The sequence below is a fragment of the Butyrivibrio sp. INlla14 genome (assembly GCF_900102515.1).
Taxonomy (GTDB): domain Bacteria; phylum Bacillota; class Clostridia; order Lachnospirales; family Lachnospiraceae; genus Butyrivibrio.
Window position 1 is genome coordinate 40,484 of the sequence record NZ_FMVS01000010.1, and the last position, 15,753, is coordinate 56,236.

10 protein-coding genes are annotated in these 15,753 nt (G+C 41.8%); 7 read left to right on the top strand and 3 right to left on the bottom strand.

From position 1 onward, the window contains the following. Nucleotides 1–27 precede the first annotated feature (27 nt). The 3 genes from rsmH to mgtE all read left to right on the top strand — a co-directional run bounded on the left by rsmH (nucleotide 28) and on the right by mgtE (nucleotide 3,529). Nucleotides 28–1,071: a 16S rRNA (cytosine(1402)-N(4))-methyltransferase RsmH gene (gene rsmH, locus BLO53_RS08170; protein WP_092060582.1), complete on the top strand. Its 1,044-nt coding sequence runs from the start codon at nucleotides 28–30 to the stop codon at nucleotides 1,069–1,071. Nucleotides 1,072–1,086: 15 nt separating this feature from the next. Next, on the top strand, nucleotides 1,087–1,845 hold the full coding sequence (locus BLO53_RS08175; protein WP_026489456.1) for a hypothetical protein: 759 nt from the start codon (nucleotides 1,087–1,089) through the stop codon (nucleotides 1,843–1,845). 319 nt (nucleotides 1,846–2,164) lie between these two features. Continuing rightward, nucleotides 2,165–3,529 (top strand): magnesium transporter, encoded by a 1,365-nt coding sequence (gene mgtE, locus BLO53_RS08180; RefSeq protein ID WP_092060425.1) that lies wholly within the window; start codon nucleotides 2,165–2,167, stop codon nucleotides 3,527–3,529. Between the two features lie 196 nt (nucleotides 3,530–3,725). Here the strand turns inward: mgtE and BLO53_RS08185 are convergent, their stop codons facing one another. Genes BLO53_RS08185 through BLO53_RS08195 form a run of 3 tightly spaced genes read right to left on the bottom strand, consistent with a single transcriptional unit; the run spans nucleotide 3,726 to nucleotide 8,766 of the window. Then, nucleotides 3,726–5,366 carry an RsiV family protein gene (locus tag BLO53_RS08185; RefSeq protein ID WP_176757215.1) on the bottom strand — a complete coding sequence of 547 codons (1,641 nt, stop codon included), beginning with the start codon at nucleotides 5,364–5,366 and terminating at the stop codon, nucleotides 3,726–3,728. 43 nt (nucleotides 5,367–5,409) lie between these two features. Further along, nucleotides 5,410–7,137, bottom strand: a complete 1,728-nt coding sequence (locus BLO53_RS08190) for an alpha-glucosidase (protein ID WP_242875345.1) — start codon at nucleotides 7,135–7,137, stop codon at nucleotides 5,410–5,412. 57 nt (nucleotides 7,138–7,194) lie between these two features. After that, the gene (locus BLO53_RS08195) at nucleotides 7,195–8,766 is read right to left on the bottom strand and encodes a glycosyltransferase (protein WP_092060429.1); all 1,572 of its coding nucleotides are present in this window, start codon (nucleotides 8,764–8,766) and stop codon (nucleotides 7,195–7,197) included. 999 nt (nucleotides 8,767–9,765) lie between these two features. Between BLO53_RS08195 and BLO53_RS08200 the strand changes: the two genes are divergently transcribed. From BLO53_RS08200 to BLO53_RS08215, 4 genes are all read left to right on the top strand, one after another. Then, a complete protein-coding gene (locus tag BLO53_RS08200) occupies nucleotides 9,766–12,297 on the top strand; it encodes a glycoside hydrolase family 3 protein (RefSeq protein ID WP_092060432.1) in 2,532 nt (843 codons plus the stop codon). 131 nt (nucleotides 12,298–12,428) lie between these two features. Beyond that, nucleotides 12,429–13,106 (top strand): hypothetical protein, encoded by a 678-nt coding sequence (locus tag BLO53_RS19620; protein ID WP_092060434.1) that lies wholly within the window; start codon nucleotides 12,429–12,431, stop codon nucleotides 13,104–13,106. A gap of 179 nt (nucleotides 13,107–13,285) precedes the next feature. Beyond that, complete coding sequence (aspS, locus tag BLO53_RS08210; RefSeq protein WP_035789702.1) at nucleotides 13,286–15,130, top strand: aspartate--tRNA ligase; 1,845 nt, start codon at nucleotides 13,286–13,288, stop codon at nucleotides 15,128–15,130. Between the two features lie 156 nt (nucleotides 15,131–15,286). Further along, nucleotides 15,287–15,745, top strand: coding sequence for an RNA polymerase sigma factor (locus tag BLO53_RS08215; RefSeq protein WP_092060436.1), 459 nt, complete (start codon nucleotides 15,287–15,289; stop codon nucleotides 15,743–15,745). The last annotated feature ends 8 nt before the right edge of the window (nucleotides 15,746–15,753 follow it).

Sequence of the window (15,753 nt, forward strand, 5' to 3'; positions counted from 1 at the left end):
ACAGAGGATTAATTGAAAGGTTTCATTATGGAAGAAAAGCAGCACAAGAGAAGAGTGCATTATTCAGGTAAATACCCTAAGAAGTTTGAGGAAAAATATAAAGAGCAGAACCCGGAAAAATACGCAGATACTGTTGCACACGTAATATCAAAGGGCTCAACTCCTGCAGGGATGCATATTTCCATTATGGTAAAAGAAATACTGGATGTGCTAAAAATACAGCCAGGAGAGCAGGGCCTTGATTGTACTTTAGGATATGGTGGCCATACCAGGAAGATGCTGGAAAAGCTTACTAGCAGTGGTTGTATTTACGGCCTTGACGTTGATCCAATAGAATCAAAAAAGACTGTGGAACGCCTTAGAAACGCGGGATTTGGAGAGGATATTTTTAAATTCAGGCTTACAAATTTTGCCAATATCGATCAGGTTGCCGAAGAAGCAGGGAAATTTGACTTTGTACTGGCAGATCTTGGAGTATCCTCCATGCAGATCGATGATCCCAGCAGGGGCTTTTCTTATAAGATTGACGGGCCCTTGGATCTAAGGCTTGATCCAGAGCATGGAGAATCAGCAGCAGAGCGCCTGCACAACATAACCAGAGATGAATTTGTAGGAATGATGGTGGAAAACTCCGATGAACCCTATGCTGAGGAGATAGCCGACAAAGTATTTAACCTTATGAAAAAGGGAGAACCTATGGATACCACTACAGCTCTTAGACAGGCTATAGAGGCAGCTTTGTGGAAGGTTCCCAAAGAGGAAAAAAGTGATGCTATTAAAAAGAGTTGCGCCAGGGTTTTTCAAGCTCTTAGAATAGATGTTAACAGTGAGTTTGAGGTTTTGTATGCATTTTTGGAAAAGCTTCCTGGAATATTGAAGCCAGGAGCGAGGGTAGCAATTCTGACTTTCCATTCAGGAGAGGACAGACTTGTTAAAAAAGCCTTTAAAGAGGGCAAGAAGGCTGGACTCTACAGCGATATTTCTGATGATGTAACAAGGCCATCTGCTGAGGAATGCAGAGTAAATCCTAGAAGTAAATCAACCAAGATGAGATGGGCAATACGGGCGTGATGTGAGGATTCGTATATGTATGTAAATAGAAAAGAACATTTCCTGTCAAATTCCCTTTTCTGGGCAGCAGGAATACATGTTTTATCTAATATTGCATTGTTTTTAGTAAGAAGGTTTGTTCCGAAGGCAAACGCTAGTCAGCCTGATCTTGCAAATCCTGCAATTCTGGTAGGGCAGATTGCAGTGGCAGCAGCGCAGGTCATTCTCATGGCAATAGTTTTTATATCGGCCTATGACAGGCTTAAAAAGGCCTTATCTGTGGTGGATGAAGCGGATCGTCTTAAAATGGCCGTCCTTCAGAAAGAGGCTATGGGCAACAAAGTGCCGGCACTTACAGGAAATTCCATATTAAGGCTCCTTGAGCTGTGGGGAGTTATTCTTGTAGCTGTCAGAATGGTTTACGATATATGTTCTTTGGTTTACAGAAGATTCATAGCAGATCTTATTGATTTTAGCAGCGATTCTATTTCAAATGAGGATTTTATTGCTATTTACAATAACACTCATGGATTTAAGTATATTGGTATCCTCATAGCTCTTTTGCTGGGAAGTCTGATGACCGGAATATTTCTTAATGACAAGCTTATAAAGGTTCTGACCATGATACTTATGGCATTTTTTCTATTATCTTTTGTCCTTCTTGAAATGCAGACCATAACAGTTGGAGGATATAGGATTGGAATCGTGTGGACTTCGGTTATTTTTCACCTGATAGAGACTCTGGGACTTATAGTTTTAGGGTTATATTTGAGAAAAAAATACATTGGACTGTAAGTACCATTGGATAAAATGTAGAAAATAGAACATGTTAGAAAATTTAGTACCAACTGATTTGATTCTGTGCTAAAGTAATATTGCGCAGAAAAAAGTTTCCGGCAATTCTTTTGCCACTAATATAAATCTGATGCGTTTTCGTATTCATTCGAGAAAACCCACTATTCTGGGCATTCCATAATGAATAAATCTCCGAAAGAAAGGAAGGTGGTTTTTATGAAGTCAAGTTCACATTTATATGCTAGTAGTAGTGATCCTGCTCCTGGTCGAAGTACCATGTTAAAAACCACCCAACTTAATATAATAGGAGATTATTACAATGGAATTACAAGAAGAGAAGACAATCGCTGAAATCTTGCAAGAACTTCTTGAGTCCAGGCAATATACCAAGCTTCGCCAGACTATTGCAGATATGAACACTACTGATATCGCTGCTGCAATGGGAGAGATGGAGGACGAGGATTCCCTTAAGATGTTCAGAATCCTGCCCAAGGACATGGCTGCTGATGTATTTGCCGATCTGGAACTGGATAACCAGCAATATATTATCCGTTCACTGTCGGACCGAGAAGCTTCCAACGTTATTGAAAATCTGATGGCCGATGATGCTACCGACCTGTTGGAGGAGATGCCTGCCAACGTTGTTAAGCGTATTCTGGCTAATGCCAGCCCTGAGACCAGAGCTGATATCAACCATCTTCTTCAGTACCCTGAGGATTCCGCCGGCAGTATCATGACTGTGGAGTATGTGGACCTTAGGGAGAATATGACGGTAGCAGATGCTATAGAGCGTATTCGCAAAAAGGGCCTTGACTCAGAGACAATCAACATCTGCTATGTTGTTACAAACCAAAAGGTTTTGGTAGGAACTGTTGCCCTCAGATATTTGCTCATTATGAAACCAGATGAAGTCATTGGTGATATTATGAACACCAATGTCATCAGTATCGGAACCCTTACTGACCAGGAAGAAGCTGCCAGAATGTTCCAGAAATACGGTTTCACAGCCATGCCTGTTGTAGATCAGGAAACACGTATGGTTGGTATCATCACTATCGATGACGTAGTTGACATTTTGGAAGAAGAGGCTACCGAGGATATCGAGAAGATGGCTGCTATCATGCCATCCGATAAGCCATATCCCAAGGTTGGAATATTTGAAACCTACAAAAACAGAATACCCTGGCTCTTATTCCTCATGATAAGTGCTACTTTTACAGGTGCCATAATTACAGGCTTTGAGGATGCTCTTTCAGCCTATGTTGTACTGACAGCATACATCCCAATGCTGATGGATACGGGTGGTAACGCCGGAGGACAGGCAAGTGTTTCTATTATCCGTGCCCTGTCACTTAAAGAGATAGAATTTTCAGATCTTTTAAAGATAGTATGGAAAGAAATCCGTGTAGCAGTGCTCTGCGGACTTACACTATCTGTTGCAAACTTTATAAAGCTGCTTTTGTTTGATAAGCTTGCAATCACAGTGGCAGCAGTAATCTGCCTTACACTGCTGATAGTAGTTCTGATCGCCAAGATGGTTGGATGCTGTCTTCCTATGCTGGCATCCAAGGTGGGCTTTGACCCGGCTGTAATGGCTAGTCCATTTATCACAACTATTGTTGATGCACTTTCACTTCTCGTGTACTTCAACATAGCAACAAACCTGCTGCATCTGGCTACGTGATGAATATTCCGCGATATGCAAGTTGCTAGATACGTATTCATCTTAGTGTGAAAGCCAGTCCAATACGAATATAAAAAGCGCTCCATGACATTTTGTCCTGGAGCGCTTTTTGTTGCACAAGACCGGCAAGCGAATGGATGCTTGCATACAAATTCATTTGCAACTTGGCTGATGCGAATTTAGGGCCATATGCCACTCAGCGTGAAATTGTAAATTCGTAAGCTGTATTGTAGGTGGCAACGTATAGAGTGTCGCCCTTTATCTGGAACTGGTCTGCAGCAGAGTTAATCTGGATTGAGTCATATTTTTCTCCGGTAAATCTATCAAGAAGATAGATATGATCAGGTTCTGAAGTAAATCCATAACCGCAGATGATTGTGTCATCAACTATTTTGAAGTTGCTTCCATTTGCAACAAGAGGTTCACTTCTAAATACAAGCTCATTTGTTGCAAGGTTTATAGCAACAATATAGCTGGAATCTGATTCTTCAGAAGAATAATCAAGGTGGCCAATTTCTGCATATAGAATATTGTCAACGATTGTGGCATAGCGGATAAACTGGTGAACTGCAGAAGTTTTCTCCTCTTCATAGTCAGGACCATCGCATAGTTCAGACAGATCATAGCTGTAATACATGGTATTCATCTCAGTATCATAGATATCAATCCCCTGGTAGGAGTTTGCATATTCTACTTCGTTTGTTCCGCTATAAAAATAGTTGTCATCCTCGTGGGTCAGCATTTCTGTTTGCAGATCATTGGCCTCAGCCCATGTGTAGATGTCGAGATAGTCGGATTTTTCTTCCTTGGTCTTAGTCAGCTTTAAGTGGCTGCTGGCCGGAACTGTAGCTTCCGATGCTTTATAATATTTCCAGGTAGGATTTGAAATAGATACGCTTTCTGGAACTGGTTCATTTTCAGTTGGCGCAACCTCTATAGTTTCAGCGTCTGTGTGTTTTACAATAGAAGAAAGGTCCTGGGGCTTATCCAGCAGGTAATCAGCTTTTACAAGATTAGGATAGTCTTTTGCAGACAGAACTATATTAAGATCTCCTGCTGCATATGAAGCAATCTCATAGGGTGAAAAGAAAATGTTAAGTCCCTTATCATCTATTGTCCAGGTATAGGTATCGTCCTTTAGTTTCTGAACAAACTGATCAGGATCTGCGCCATCTTCTGCAAAATAGAAACTGTCTACCTCTTCCATGATTCCTGGATAAGCCTTTTCAAGCTCAGTTCTGATGCCATCAGAAAGTAGAGAGGAATCATTTAAAACCTTATCAAGTCTTAATATTTCACCAGTTGCAGGATCATAATTTGTAGCATATGTATAATGATTTGGATGAGCCCCTCCAGTAAAACTACCACTTGTTTCAAATATAGTAAAAAGCTTGTCGTCAAATCTTACTATTTCAGCTGATTTAGAGTCGTAATAGCCTTCGCTATTGTATGTATCCTCCAGTGCCCATGAGGCATATTCGGAAATGTTATTAGTTGCCCCAAAGCTATTGGTCTCATTGTAATTATCTAAGTTTTCAGAGAGCTTTGGATATTTTTCTTTGCACTCATCTGACAGGACAATCTCAGGGTAGCTGCCAGTGCAGAGAACCTTTCCATCCTGGGATGAGGAAATAGGGTGGTTAACCACAGTTACCTGGTAGCCTGTGGCTGCTGTGTCGTCTGATACAGTACTTGAATTAGTGGCATCTCCAATTGCCTCGGCTGAAACTCCGGTTGCACCATCATCATTTACTACATTTCCAGTGCTGGTGCAGGCACTTAGGCACATTATCATTGCTATAGAAGCAGCGATAGTTTTAACAGATTTTCTTTTCATAATAATTCTCCTCATATTTGTACATCGAAAGAAGGTAATAGCTTTATCTTCGACGTATATATCTATACACCCTGGTTTCATAAGGACGAAGATATCCCTTTTTAAGCTCCTGTTCATTAAGGCCCAGATGGATATTACCGACTATTCCTGCGTGAGGATCTGTCTTCATATCTGGATAGTTGCATAGAACCAGCTCTCCGTGGCATCCGGAAAATTTTGGGGGCTTATGGGCCTTAACAGGGAACCTAGAGAAAGAGCATATAACCAAATAGCTTTCATCGTCAAGGCTTCGCTCATACATATAGATATTCTTGTCCTTTGGAAAATGCTCTGTGTATTGTCCGTAGATAAGCGTCTCAGAAGATTTCCTGAGGGAGAGGCATTTTCTGTAAAAGTTCAAAATGCTAAGGCTATCAGGTTCCTCTTTTGCCACATTCACACGCTTGTAATTGGGGTTTATGTAGAACCAGGGCTTAACCTTGGAAAAACCTGCGTTGTCAGTAGCGTTCCACTGCATTGGAGTTCTGGCTGAATCCCTGCTGGATAAGTGGATGCGGTGAAGACGTCTTTCAGGGTCTTCCTTTAGGTGATAAGTGTGGTAATTGGTGATTGATGAAACATCCATGTACTGATCAATTGACATGAGCTTAATGTTGGTCATGCCAATTTCCTGGCCCTGGTAGATAAAAGGCGTTCCCTGCTGAAAGATGTAGCTTGCTGCCAGCATGGTTCCGCTTTCTCTCCAGAAGTACTCGCTTCCGTACCTGCTTATGATCCTGGGATGGTCGTGATTCTCAAGATATAGCGCATTCCAGGCCTTGCCATTTAAGGCATTTTGCCATTTAGTGAAAGCTTTTTTTAGCTTTATCAGGGAAAATGGCCTGTGGAGATATTCTGTATACAGACAGTCTGCCATCATATGATCAAAGGAAAACATCATATCCAGGGACTTGGTCTTGCCTGTGAGGTATTTCATGGCGGAATTAACTGTTGTCATGGGACCTTCGCCTAACTGAAAACAGTCATATTCATTGCAGACCTTCCTAAATTCTGACAGATATTCATGAATGTGAGGACCATCCTTGTAATGGGACATTCCTGTGGCTGCCGGTAAAAAAGATAATCCATCAGGAAGTCCTTCTTTTTTGGAAATGAAGTTTATCACGTCTTCTCTGAAACCGTCCACGCCCATATCCAGCCAGAACCGCATGATATCTTTTACCTCCTGGCGGACCTTGGGGTTATCCATATTTAGATCAGGCTGCTTTTTTGCAAATATATGAAGGTAGTACTGACCTCTTATGGGATCGTATTCCCAGGCTTCACCTTCAAAAAGGCTCTTCCAGTTATTGGGCTTATCTCTCCAAATGTAATAGTCACTATAGGGGTTATCCTTGCCCTTTCTTGATTCAATGAACCAGGGGTGCTCATCTGAAGTGTGATTTATAACAAGGTCCATGATTATCTTAAGTCCGAGACTATGAGCTTTGTTTAACACTCTTTTAAACTGGTCAAGGTCTCCGAAATCAGGATGGATATCCTTATAATCTGAAATGTCATATCCAAAATCCGCATTGGGGGATGGGTAAATTGGAGAAAACCATATGCCATCTACTCCCAGGGATTTGATATATTCCAGTTTGTCATAGACTCCGTACAGGTCTCCGATTCCGTCTCCGTTTCCATCACAAAAGCTCCTGACCCAGATCTGGTAGAAGCTCATGGGTTTGTACCAATCATGATTATTTTGACTGATGTTTTCTTTCTTCATATTAGCCTTCTTTACTGATTAGGATAGATACAGAAAATGTGTTATTAGCGCGATGTTTCAGGTATCATCATATTTATCATCTGAGAAGTCGCCTGTTATGTTGTCTTTAAGTCTGTCGATACCATCGTTTATATCACTCTTGATACTTTCGACATTCTCTCGGAAGTCTTGCTTAAAATCTTCCATGTTGCCTTTCATCTCTTGGAGGTTATCGCTGACTTTTCCTTTGAATTCTTCGTAGTTATCACGAACATTGTCCTTGAATTCTTCGTAGTTTTCGCGAGCATTACTCCTGAATTCTTCATAATTCTCTCGAGCGTTAATCCTAAATTCTTCGTAGTTCTCCCTCATACCTTCGTGGATTTCTCTTGGAATATCAACGAATACCCTCTGTGTTCCATTGAGAATATCAGCTGCAGAGTTCATAAGGTATTCAAAACTTTGATGCTTTCTGATTCCAAGTTCTCCACTTTTGGCCATTTCATGGATTTCCTTGTATCTGTCATAGGCTATTCGAACGGCCTGATCCCAGGAAATGTAGATTTCATCCATGGCGTTTTGCCCAACCTGATGCATTCTATCAAGGTTTCCAGATAGCAGCTCAAGGAGAGCTGCCATTGACTGAGCATTTTCTTCTATGAGATATCCGTTCCTGTCATGGGTTATACCTTCTGCTGCGCAGGAGCCTTTTATCAGAACGCTGGCAAGTCCGCAGGCAGCCGCTTCTCTAACTACAATGCCGTTTGTATCGTATGTAGATGGAAAGAGAAATAAGTCTGCTCTAGTGTTCCAGGCTCTAAGTTTTTCTCTGTCGCGAACCGGGCCAGTAAAGATGACTTTGTCAGATATTCCGTACTCTTTTACAAGCGCCTGCATCTCATCAGCATCAGCGCCTCCGCCCACAAAGACCATCCTGTAATCGATACCTTTCGTGGATAATTCTTTCATGGCATCAATTATGATCGGAAGACCTTTATACTTCATGAGACGGCCGACGAATAGGAATAGTGGAATTCCTACAGGAATATCATAGGAATTCTGAAGCTCTTTTACCGCCTCTAAGCTGGCTCGGCCTTTAGGGAAATCAACGCCGTTTGGCATTACTCTGTACTCACCTTGAAAGCCCAGTGAGCGCAGGTTTTCGCCGGCTCCTTCTGATACAACCCAGACATCGTCGCAGGCTTCGATGTTTTTAACCATTGTCTTGATTGTTTCCTTTTTTAGTAAGCCATCGCCCACAGCTCTTGCTATATCCACATCAAATTTGGTGTGGTAGGTGAAGATAAGAGGAGCTCCTGTCTCTCTTCTAAGGATTCTGCCCATGATTGTAGAGGCAGCAGGACAGTGAGTGTGTATGATATCAGGCTTCATATCAGCCATTTGGTCAATTTCCCTTATGGATAGTGGATAACCTGTTCTATAACCCTTTACAAAATCGGTTGTATCAAAACTTGGATAGGCAACAACCTTGTAAGGATATCCATCATAACTGGCATCTGGGTATCTGGGTGTACCTACTATTACATTTGATTCAAGTTCTGTAGTCAGGATACTTCCGTAATTCATGACTACATTGGCAACGCCGTCTATGACAGGCGGAAAGGAATCATTAAGAAGGCATATGTTCATAGTGTTAATTCTCCCTGGTAATTCATATATACTTTATAGGTCATTCTATCTGCTTAAAACTTGCAATAATAAAATCTACATATAAGTTTACCACAGTTAATAGGCTAGAGAGAACGAGAGAGCAAGAGAGCGAGTCCGCAGTGCACGGAAGACAATCTTTGTGCATATTACTGCGGTTAGAGCACTACTCGCATATTTACAACTAGTTTTTGGGTGCATGTACTAGTTGATCTTACCTAAGCTTGCTATACATGCAGTTGTGATTAAGGAGTCATTATGCGTGTACATAAAAGTCAAACATGTTCAATGCATATTAAAATATTCAGTCGGAATACATGTGTACCAGTAAGTAGTCTGACTGAATAAAAATGCATACACGCCAGATACAACAGCACAGTATTGCGCATGTTTCCGCTGAATTAAGCGGTGAATGGTGTACATGCGAAACAAGGACTTTTATTAAGCTGCATGTTAAAAGCATGCTTAAGCCAAAAGAGAAGCTATGACTCGCTATGCGCTCTTCTTACTAGCATCATTTTGGCATATAATTGCTGATTTTCGTGGCTAGATTAAAACTGGAGCCACTTAGTGAATTACTAAAGATAGAAATTCAGAAACATCGAAACTATAACTCATAAAAGTGACTATGTCAATTATGATAATCAGGTTGTAAATATGACGATATCAACCATAATGATCAAGTTGCCAGTAATGCACCAGTATGCCTGGACTATAGCTGTAACTATAACGCTAACTTTTGCATGAAATTTCTAGCGTGATTCTTACAGTTAAATTTGTGTTAAATAACGCTTGCCATAATTGTTTCAAATGCAGCTATATGCTATGATTTCAAGTGCAAAGCATATATATGTTACGTGAATTCCTGATTACACATATTTGTTCTGGGCATAAAGTCAATGAGCATAATCTGCAAGTTTATGTGCATTATGATTTAGACAAATACATCATAAAAATATTAGAGGTTTAGCGAGGTATATTATGGAAAAATGGGCAAGAATCAAATACACACCAAATCTTCCACTTGGCGCAAATGGTGAGAGAGTCACAGCCAGCAAGGAGCACATCGCACTTTCATGTGATGCAGCCTGCGAAGGTATGGTGCTTCTTAAGAATGAAAGAAACGTTCTTCCAATAAGGAAAGGTAAAAGGGTAGCGCTTTTTGGAAAGGGAACCTTTGACTATGTTAAGGGAGGTGGCGGAAGCGGAGATGTTACCGTGCCTTATGTGAGAAACCTGTATGAGGGACTTTCTCAGTATACAGAGGATATTGCGATTTATGACAAGTCCGCCAAGTTCTACAAAGAGTACGTAGAAGAGCAGTACAGACAGGGCATTGCCCCTGGCATGTTAAAAGAACCAGCACTCCCGGATGATATTTTGTCTGACGCTGCAGCTTACACAGATACTGCAATCATTTCTATCAGCAGATTTTCCGGCGAAGGCTGGGATCGAAAGGTAGCTGGAGTAGACAGAGAGATCAAGTGTGAGGACGTAGGACTTGTAGCTCAGGCCAACAAAGTATTCGAACACGGTGATTTCTATCTGACCAATGCTGAGAAGAAAATGGTCAAGCAGGTTAAGGAAAGCTTCTCTAACGTTATTGTTGTTATGAACGTAGGCGGAATAGTTGATACTACATGGTTTAAAAATGATGATGAAATTTCATCAGTTCTTATGGCATGGCAGGGCGGAATAGAAGGCGGCCTTGCTGCAGCAAGAATCCTTCTAGGTAAGGTCAATCCATCAGGCAAGCTTGCAGATACATTTGCGGCAAAGCTTGAGGATTACCCATCAACAGACGGATTCCATGAGGATGATGAGTACGTAGATTATACAGAAGATATCTATGTTGGTTACAGATACTTTGAGACAATTCCAGGGGCTGCTAAAAAGGTAAACTATCCATTTGGATTTGGCCTTTCCTACACTACATTCCTGCTTGAGGACTGCAAGGCAGAAGCTTTCACAGTTGAGAGCGTTGTAGAAGATTCAATTGCCGTATCCACAAAAGCGAAGGAAAACAGAGGAAAATCAGCTGATGAAACAAAGACAGAAAATAATCTTGCTGATGCTATCGTAGTAAGAGCAATTGTTACCAATGTTGGAAAACGTACAGGAAAAGAAGTAGTGCAGCTCTACTACATCGCACCTCAGGGCAAGCTTGGAAAACCCGCTAAGGTTCTTGGCGGATATTATAAGACACGCCTTCTTGCACCAGGTGAGAGCGAGCGCGTGACAATAGCTCTTTATATGGATGATATGGCTTCCTATGATGACCTTGGAAAGGTTAAAAAAGCTGCCTGGGTTCTGGAAAAAGGCCAGTATAAGTTCTATCTTGGAACATCCGTAAGAGACGTAAGAGAACTTGATTATAAATATGAACTTAAGAAAAACGTAGTTGTAGAGCAGGTTTCAAATAAGCTCGTGCCAACATCACTTAAAAAGAGAATGCTCTCTGACGGAAGCTTCGAAGAGCTTCCACAGCTTAAGCCTGTTGATACCTACGCTACAATCTTTAAAAGAGATAAAGACTGGAAGGAAACTATCAACTGGAAAGTACTAAAGACACCTAAGGTTCGTCCGCAGGATATGTTCCAGCTCTTCCTTCCACCAAGTGACAAGGATCCGAAGAAATTCATTGAAGTTGCAGAATGCAAGATGACCCTTGAAGATTTCATGAAGCAGCTTTCTGATGAGCAGCTTGCTTCCCTCCTTGGCGGACAGCCCAATATGGGTATGGCCAACACCTTTGGCTATGGCAACCTTCCAGAAGTTGGTGTTCCATCAGCCATGACCTGCGATGGTCCTGCCGGAGTCAGGATCGCACCTGAAGTTGGCGTTCAGACAACAGCATTTCCATGCTCAACTCTTCTTGCATGCACCTGGAACGAAGACATTTGCTATGATGTTGGTGTTGCTGGTGGTGCTGAGGCAAAAGAGTGTAACTTTGGTGCATGGCTTACTCCTGCAGTAAATATCCACAGAAGTCCACTTTGCGGAAGAAACTTTGAGTACTACTCAGAAGATCCATTCCTTGCTGGTAAGCAGGCAGCAGCTATGGTTCGCGGTATCCAGAGCAACAATATCGCTGCTACACCTAAACACTTCGCCCTTAATAACAAGGAATCCAACAGAAAGGGCAGCGATTCAAGAGCATCAGAAAGAGCCATAAGAGAAATCTACTTAAAGGCCTTTGAAATAATTGTAAAAGAGGCAGAACCTTGGAGCATCATGTCTTCCTACAATGTAATTAACGGACAGAGAGCTTCTGAGTCCCATGATCTTCTTACAGGAATCCTCAGAGATGAATGGGGATTTGAAGGTGTAGTAGTAAGTGACTGGTGGGGCTATGGTGAGCATTACAAGGAAGTCCTTGCAGGCAATGACATCAAAATGGGCTGTGGCTATACAGACCAGCTCCTTGCTGCTATTGATAAAAAGGCACTTTCAAGAAAAGATTTAGAGAAATCCGCTGCTCGTGTTCTCACAATGCTTCTTAAGCTAGACTAATATTTAAACGATATTGTTAATACTTTGTAAATTCTCTGTAAATAGCGCCAAAAACATTGTTTTTGGCGCTATAATTATAGTAGTACAGTAGCTTTTCGTTTTTGTACTAGGGGTGTTAAGGAGGTTTTCTTATGAAGAGAAGATCGATTGTTGGAATGATACTAATTGCATTACTAATGGGACTTGTAGGCTGCACTTCTGCTGGCAGCAATAGCACAGATGGAACAGTGGGAACTGGCGGAAGCCCTGCGGATTCTGGAGACCTCAAGCCGGTAATTTACCTGTATCCATTAGAGGACAATACAGAAATATCTGTAAGGCTTGATTATGATGGAAATCTTGTGGACCTTATTCCGGAGTTTAATGCAGAGAACACCTGGAATGTAACCGCTAATAGAGACGGTAAGATAACTTTTGAGGGACAGACCTATGACTATCTTTTCTGGGAAGGCGATCCAAACTATTCCTATGACTTTTATTCAGGCTTCTGTGTAAAGGGTGAGGATACAGAGAAGTTCCTTAATGAGAAGCTTGCAATCCTTGGACTGAATGATTCTGAGAGAGCAGAATTTATCGAGTTCTGGCTTCCTATGATGGAAAAGAATCCCTATAATATGGTGAGCTTCCAGGGCAATACCTATAATCGCGGAGCTAAGCTTACAGTTTCACCTGAACCTGATACTCTGATCCGTGTATTTATGGCCTGGTATCCAACAGATAGATACATCAAGATCAATCCTCAGTATCTTGAGACACCACTTCGCGGCGGCTTTACAGTAGTTGAATGGGGCGGCAATAAAGTTAAATAAACTTGTATTGATATAAAGTATAAATTCAACTTGCAACAAGTATAATGTTGTTTTAAAATGTTGTGCGTGATATTGGATTTTTTCCTGTATCACGCACTTATTTTTTGTATGATGTAAATAACGCAGGATGCAGGTTTTCCTGATTTTTCTGCTAGATTTAAAAGAAATGGAGAAATATCATGATGCAATCACGTACACATAACTGTGGTGAGCTGCGCATGGCCAATGTTGGCGAGAGCGTTACTCTTGTTGGATGGCTTGAGAACATGCGTGAAGTTGGTTCAGGACTTGGATTCGTTGTCCTTCGTGACTTCTATGGCACAACACAGATCGTCCTTGAGACAGAGGAAATGGTCAAGACTGCCAAGGCCATCAATAAAGAGTCAACAATTTCCGTTAAGGGTGTAGTAAGAGAGCGTAGCAGTAAGAACCCTAAGCAGGAGACAGGCGATATCGAGGTTGTTCCTGAGTCTATCACAGTACTGGGCCGCTGCCGTTACAACGAGCTTCCTTTCGAGATCAACCATTCAAGAGAAGCTGATGAGACAGCTCGTCTTAAATATCGTTACCTTGACCTTCGTAATCCAGAGGTTAAGAAGAACATTATCCTTAGAAGCAATGTTATCTCAGCACTTCGTCAGGCTATGACAGAGCATGGATTCATGGAGATCACAACTCCTATCCTTACAGCTTCATCACCTGAGGGAGCAAGAGACTACCTTGTACCAGCAAGAAAGCATCCTGGTAAGTTCTATGCACTTCCACAGGCTCCACAGCAGTTCAAGCAGCTTCTTATGACAGCTGGATTTGATCGCTATTTCCAGATTGCACCATGCTTCCGTGATGAGGATGCAAGAGGAGATAGAAGCCCGGGAGAGTTCTATCAGCTTGATATGGAGATGGCTTTCGCTACTCAGGAAGATGTATTTTCAGTATGCGAGGATGTTCTTCCTCCAGTATTTGAGAAGTTTGGAACATATAACCGTGCATCCAAGGCTCCATTTACTCGTATTCCATATCTTGAGGCTATGGAGAAATATGGTTCAGACAAGCCAGACCTTAGAATTGATCTTACAGTAGACGATGTTACAGAGGTTCTCAAGGATTGCGGCTTTGGTCCATTTGCATCAACAGTTTCTGCTGAGGCAGCAGAGGCAAGTGAGGGCGCTCTTACAGCAGGCGCAGAAACAGGCGTTAGAATTAAGGCTGTTGTTATTTCTGATTTCAAGGAGAGCCGTAAGTTCATCGACAAGACTATCGGTGATGTAGAGGTTCAGTCAGGTAACAAGGCTTACTGGTTTAGAATGGATGAGAACGGAGAACTTGTTGGAGGAATCTCCAAGTTTGTTGCTCCTATCAAGGATTCTGTAGTTTCAGCTCTTTCACTTAAGGCTGGAGACCTTGTAGTTCTCTCAGCAGGCAAGCTTAACATGGCTCAGAAGACTGCTGGTGTTATCGTTAAGACCTTTGGTGCTGCTGTTCCTGGACACATGGACAAAGAGAAATATGAATTCTGCTGGATTGTAGACTTCCCTATGTATGAGATTGGCGAGGAGTCAGGAGAACTTGAATTCTGCCACAACCCATTCTCAATGCCATCAGGCGGACTTGAGACACTTCTTAAGGCAGAGAGAGGCGAGATCGATCCTCTTTCAATTACAGCAGATCAGTACGACCTTGTTGTAAACGGAATCGAGCTTTCATCAGGTGCTGTTCGTAACCATGATCCTGAGATCATGATCAAGGCATTTGAGATGGTAAGACTTGGCGAGGAAGATGTTAAGGCTAAGTTCCCAGCTATGTACAACGCATTCTGCTATGGTGCACCACCACACGCAGGAATTGCTCCTGGCGTAGACCGTATGGTAATGCTTCTTGCAGGTGAGGACTCAATCCGTGAGATTATTCCTTTCCCTATGAACAAGAATGCAGCAGACGTTATGATGGGCGCTCCAAGCTATGTAACAGACAAGCAGCTTGAAGAGCTTCACATCAAGTCAACTGCAACAGAAGATGCAGAATAAGTAAAAAGAAATAATTATTCCCCCAGTGTTATTTGATATGCGCTGGGGGATTTTTGTAATTTTTTTAATTTTTTTCCAACACTTTTTCTTTTCCAAACGTTATATATACAGAAAAGTCTTTTGACATATCTTTTTTTACTTGGGGAGTCTAGGGGAATGGAGCAGGAGATTGCTTACCTGTATGAAAAACTTAATACTGAGCTTGTCAGGTGGTGTCGCATGATGACCCAGGATGAGGATATGGCAAAAGAAATAGTTCAGGAGGGATTTTTGAGGGCTATAGATCACTATGGTGATATCCAGGGGCTGGACTTTAGTAGACAACGCGCCTGGTTCTATAGAACTATCAAGAACATTTATATCGATACTTTGAGAAAGAGGAAGAATGAAAGTCTAACCGCGGATGTGACAGAAGACTTCTTCTTGGATAGGTACCAAGAAGCAGATATTATGTGCCTGATAGAAGCCCTGGATGTACTAGAAGGAAAGATTTTAGTACTGAAATTTTTTGATGGCTTTTCATCCAAAGAAATAGGGCAGATGTTAAAAATCCCACCGGGAACAGTCAGAAGCAAATTACACGATGCAAGAAAACACCTGAAAGAAATGTTATAGGAGGAGAA

Excerpts from the sequence above, each read along its gene's own strand:
- rsmH (WP_092060582.1), top strand. The coding sequence starts at position 28 with ATGGAAGAAAAGCAGCACAAGAGAAGAGTGCATTATTCAGGTAAATAC.
- BLO53_RS08175 (WP_026489456.1), top strand. The coding sequence starts at position 1,087 with ATGTATGTAAATAGAAAAGAACATTTCCTGTCAAATTCCCTTTTCTGG.
- mgtE (WP_092060425.1), top strand. The coding sequence starts at position 2,165 with ATGGAATTACAAGAAGAGAAGACAATCGCTGAAATCTTGCAAGAACTT.
- BLO53_RS08185 (WP_176757215.1), bottom strand. The coding sequence starts at position 5,366 with ATGAAAAGAAAATCTGTTAAAACTATCGCTGCTTCTATAGCAATGATA.
- BLO53_RS08190 (WP_242875345.1), bottom strand. The coding sequence starts at position 7,137 with ATGAAGAAAGAAAACATCAGTCAAAATAATCATGATTGGTACAAACCC.
- BLO53_RS08195 (WP_092060429.1), bottom strand. The coding sequence starts at position 8,766 with ATGAACATATGCCTTCTTAATGATTCCTTTCCGCCTGTCATAGACGGC.
- BLO53_RS08200 (WP_092060432.1), top strand. The coding sequence starts at position 9,766 with ATGGAAAAATGGGCAAGAATCAAATACACACCAAATCTTCCACTTGGC.
- BLO53_RS19620 (WP_092060434.1), top strand. The coding sequence starts at position 12,429 with ATGAAGAGAAGATCGATTGTTGGAATGATACTAATTGCATTACTAATG.
- aspS (WP_035789702.1), top strand. The coding sequence starts at position 13,286 with ATGATGCAATCACGTACACATAACTGTGGTGAGCTGCGCATGGCCAAT.
- BLO53_RS08215 (WP_092060436.1), top strand. The coding sequence starts at position 15,287 with ATGGAGCAGGAGATTGCTTACCTGTATGAAAAACTTAATACTGAGCTT.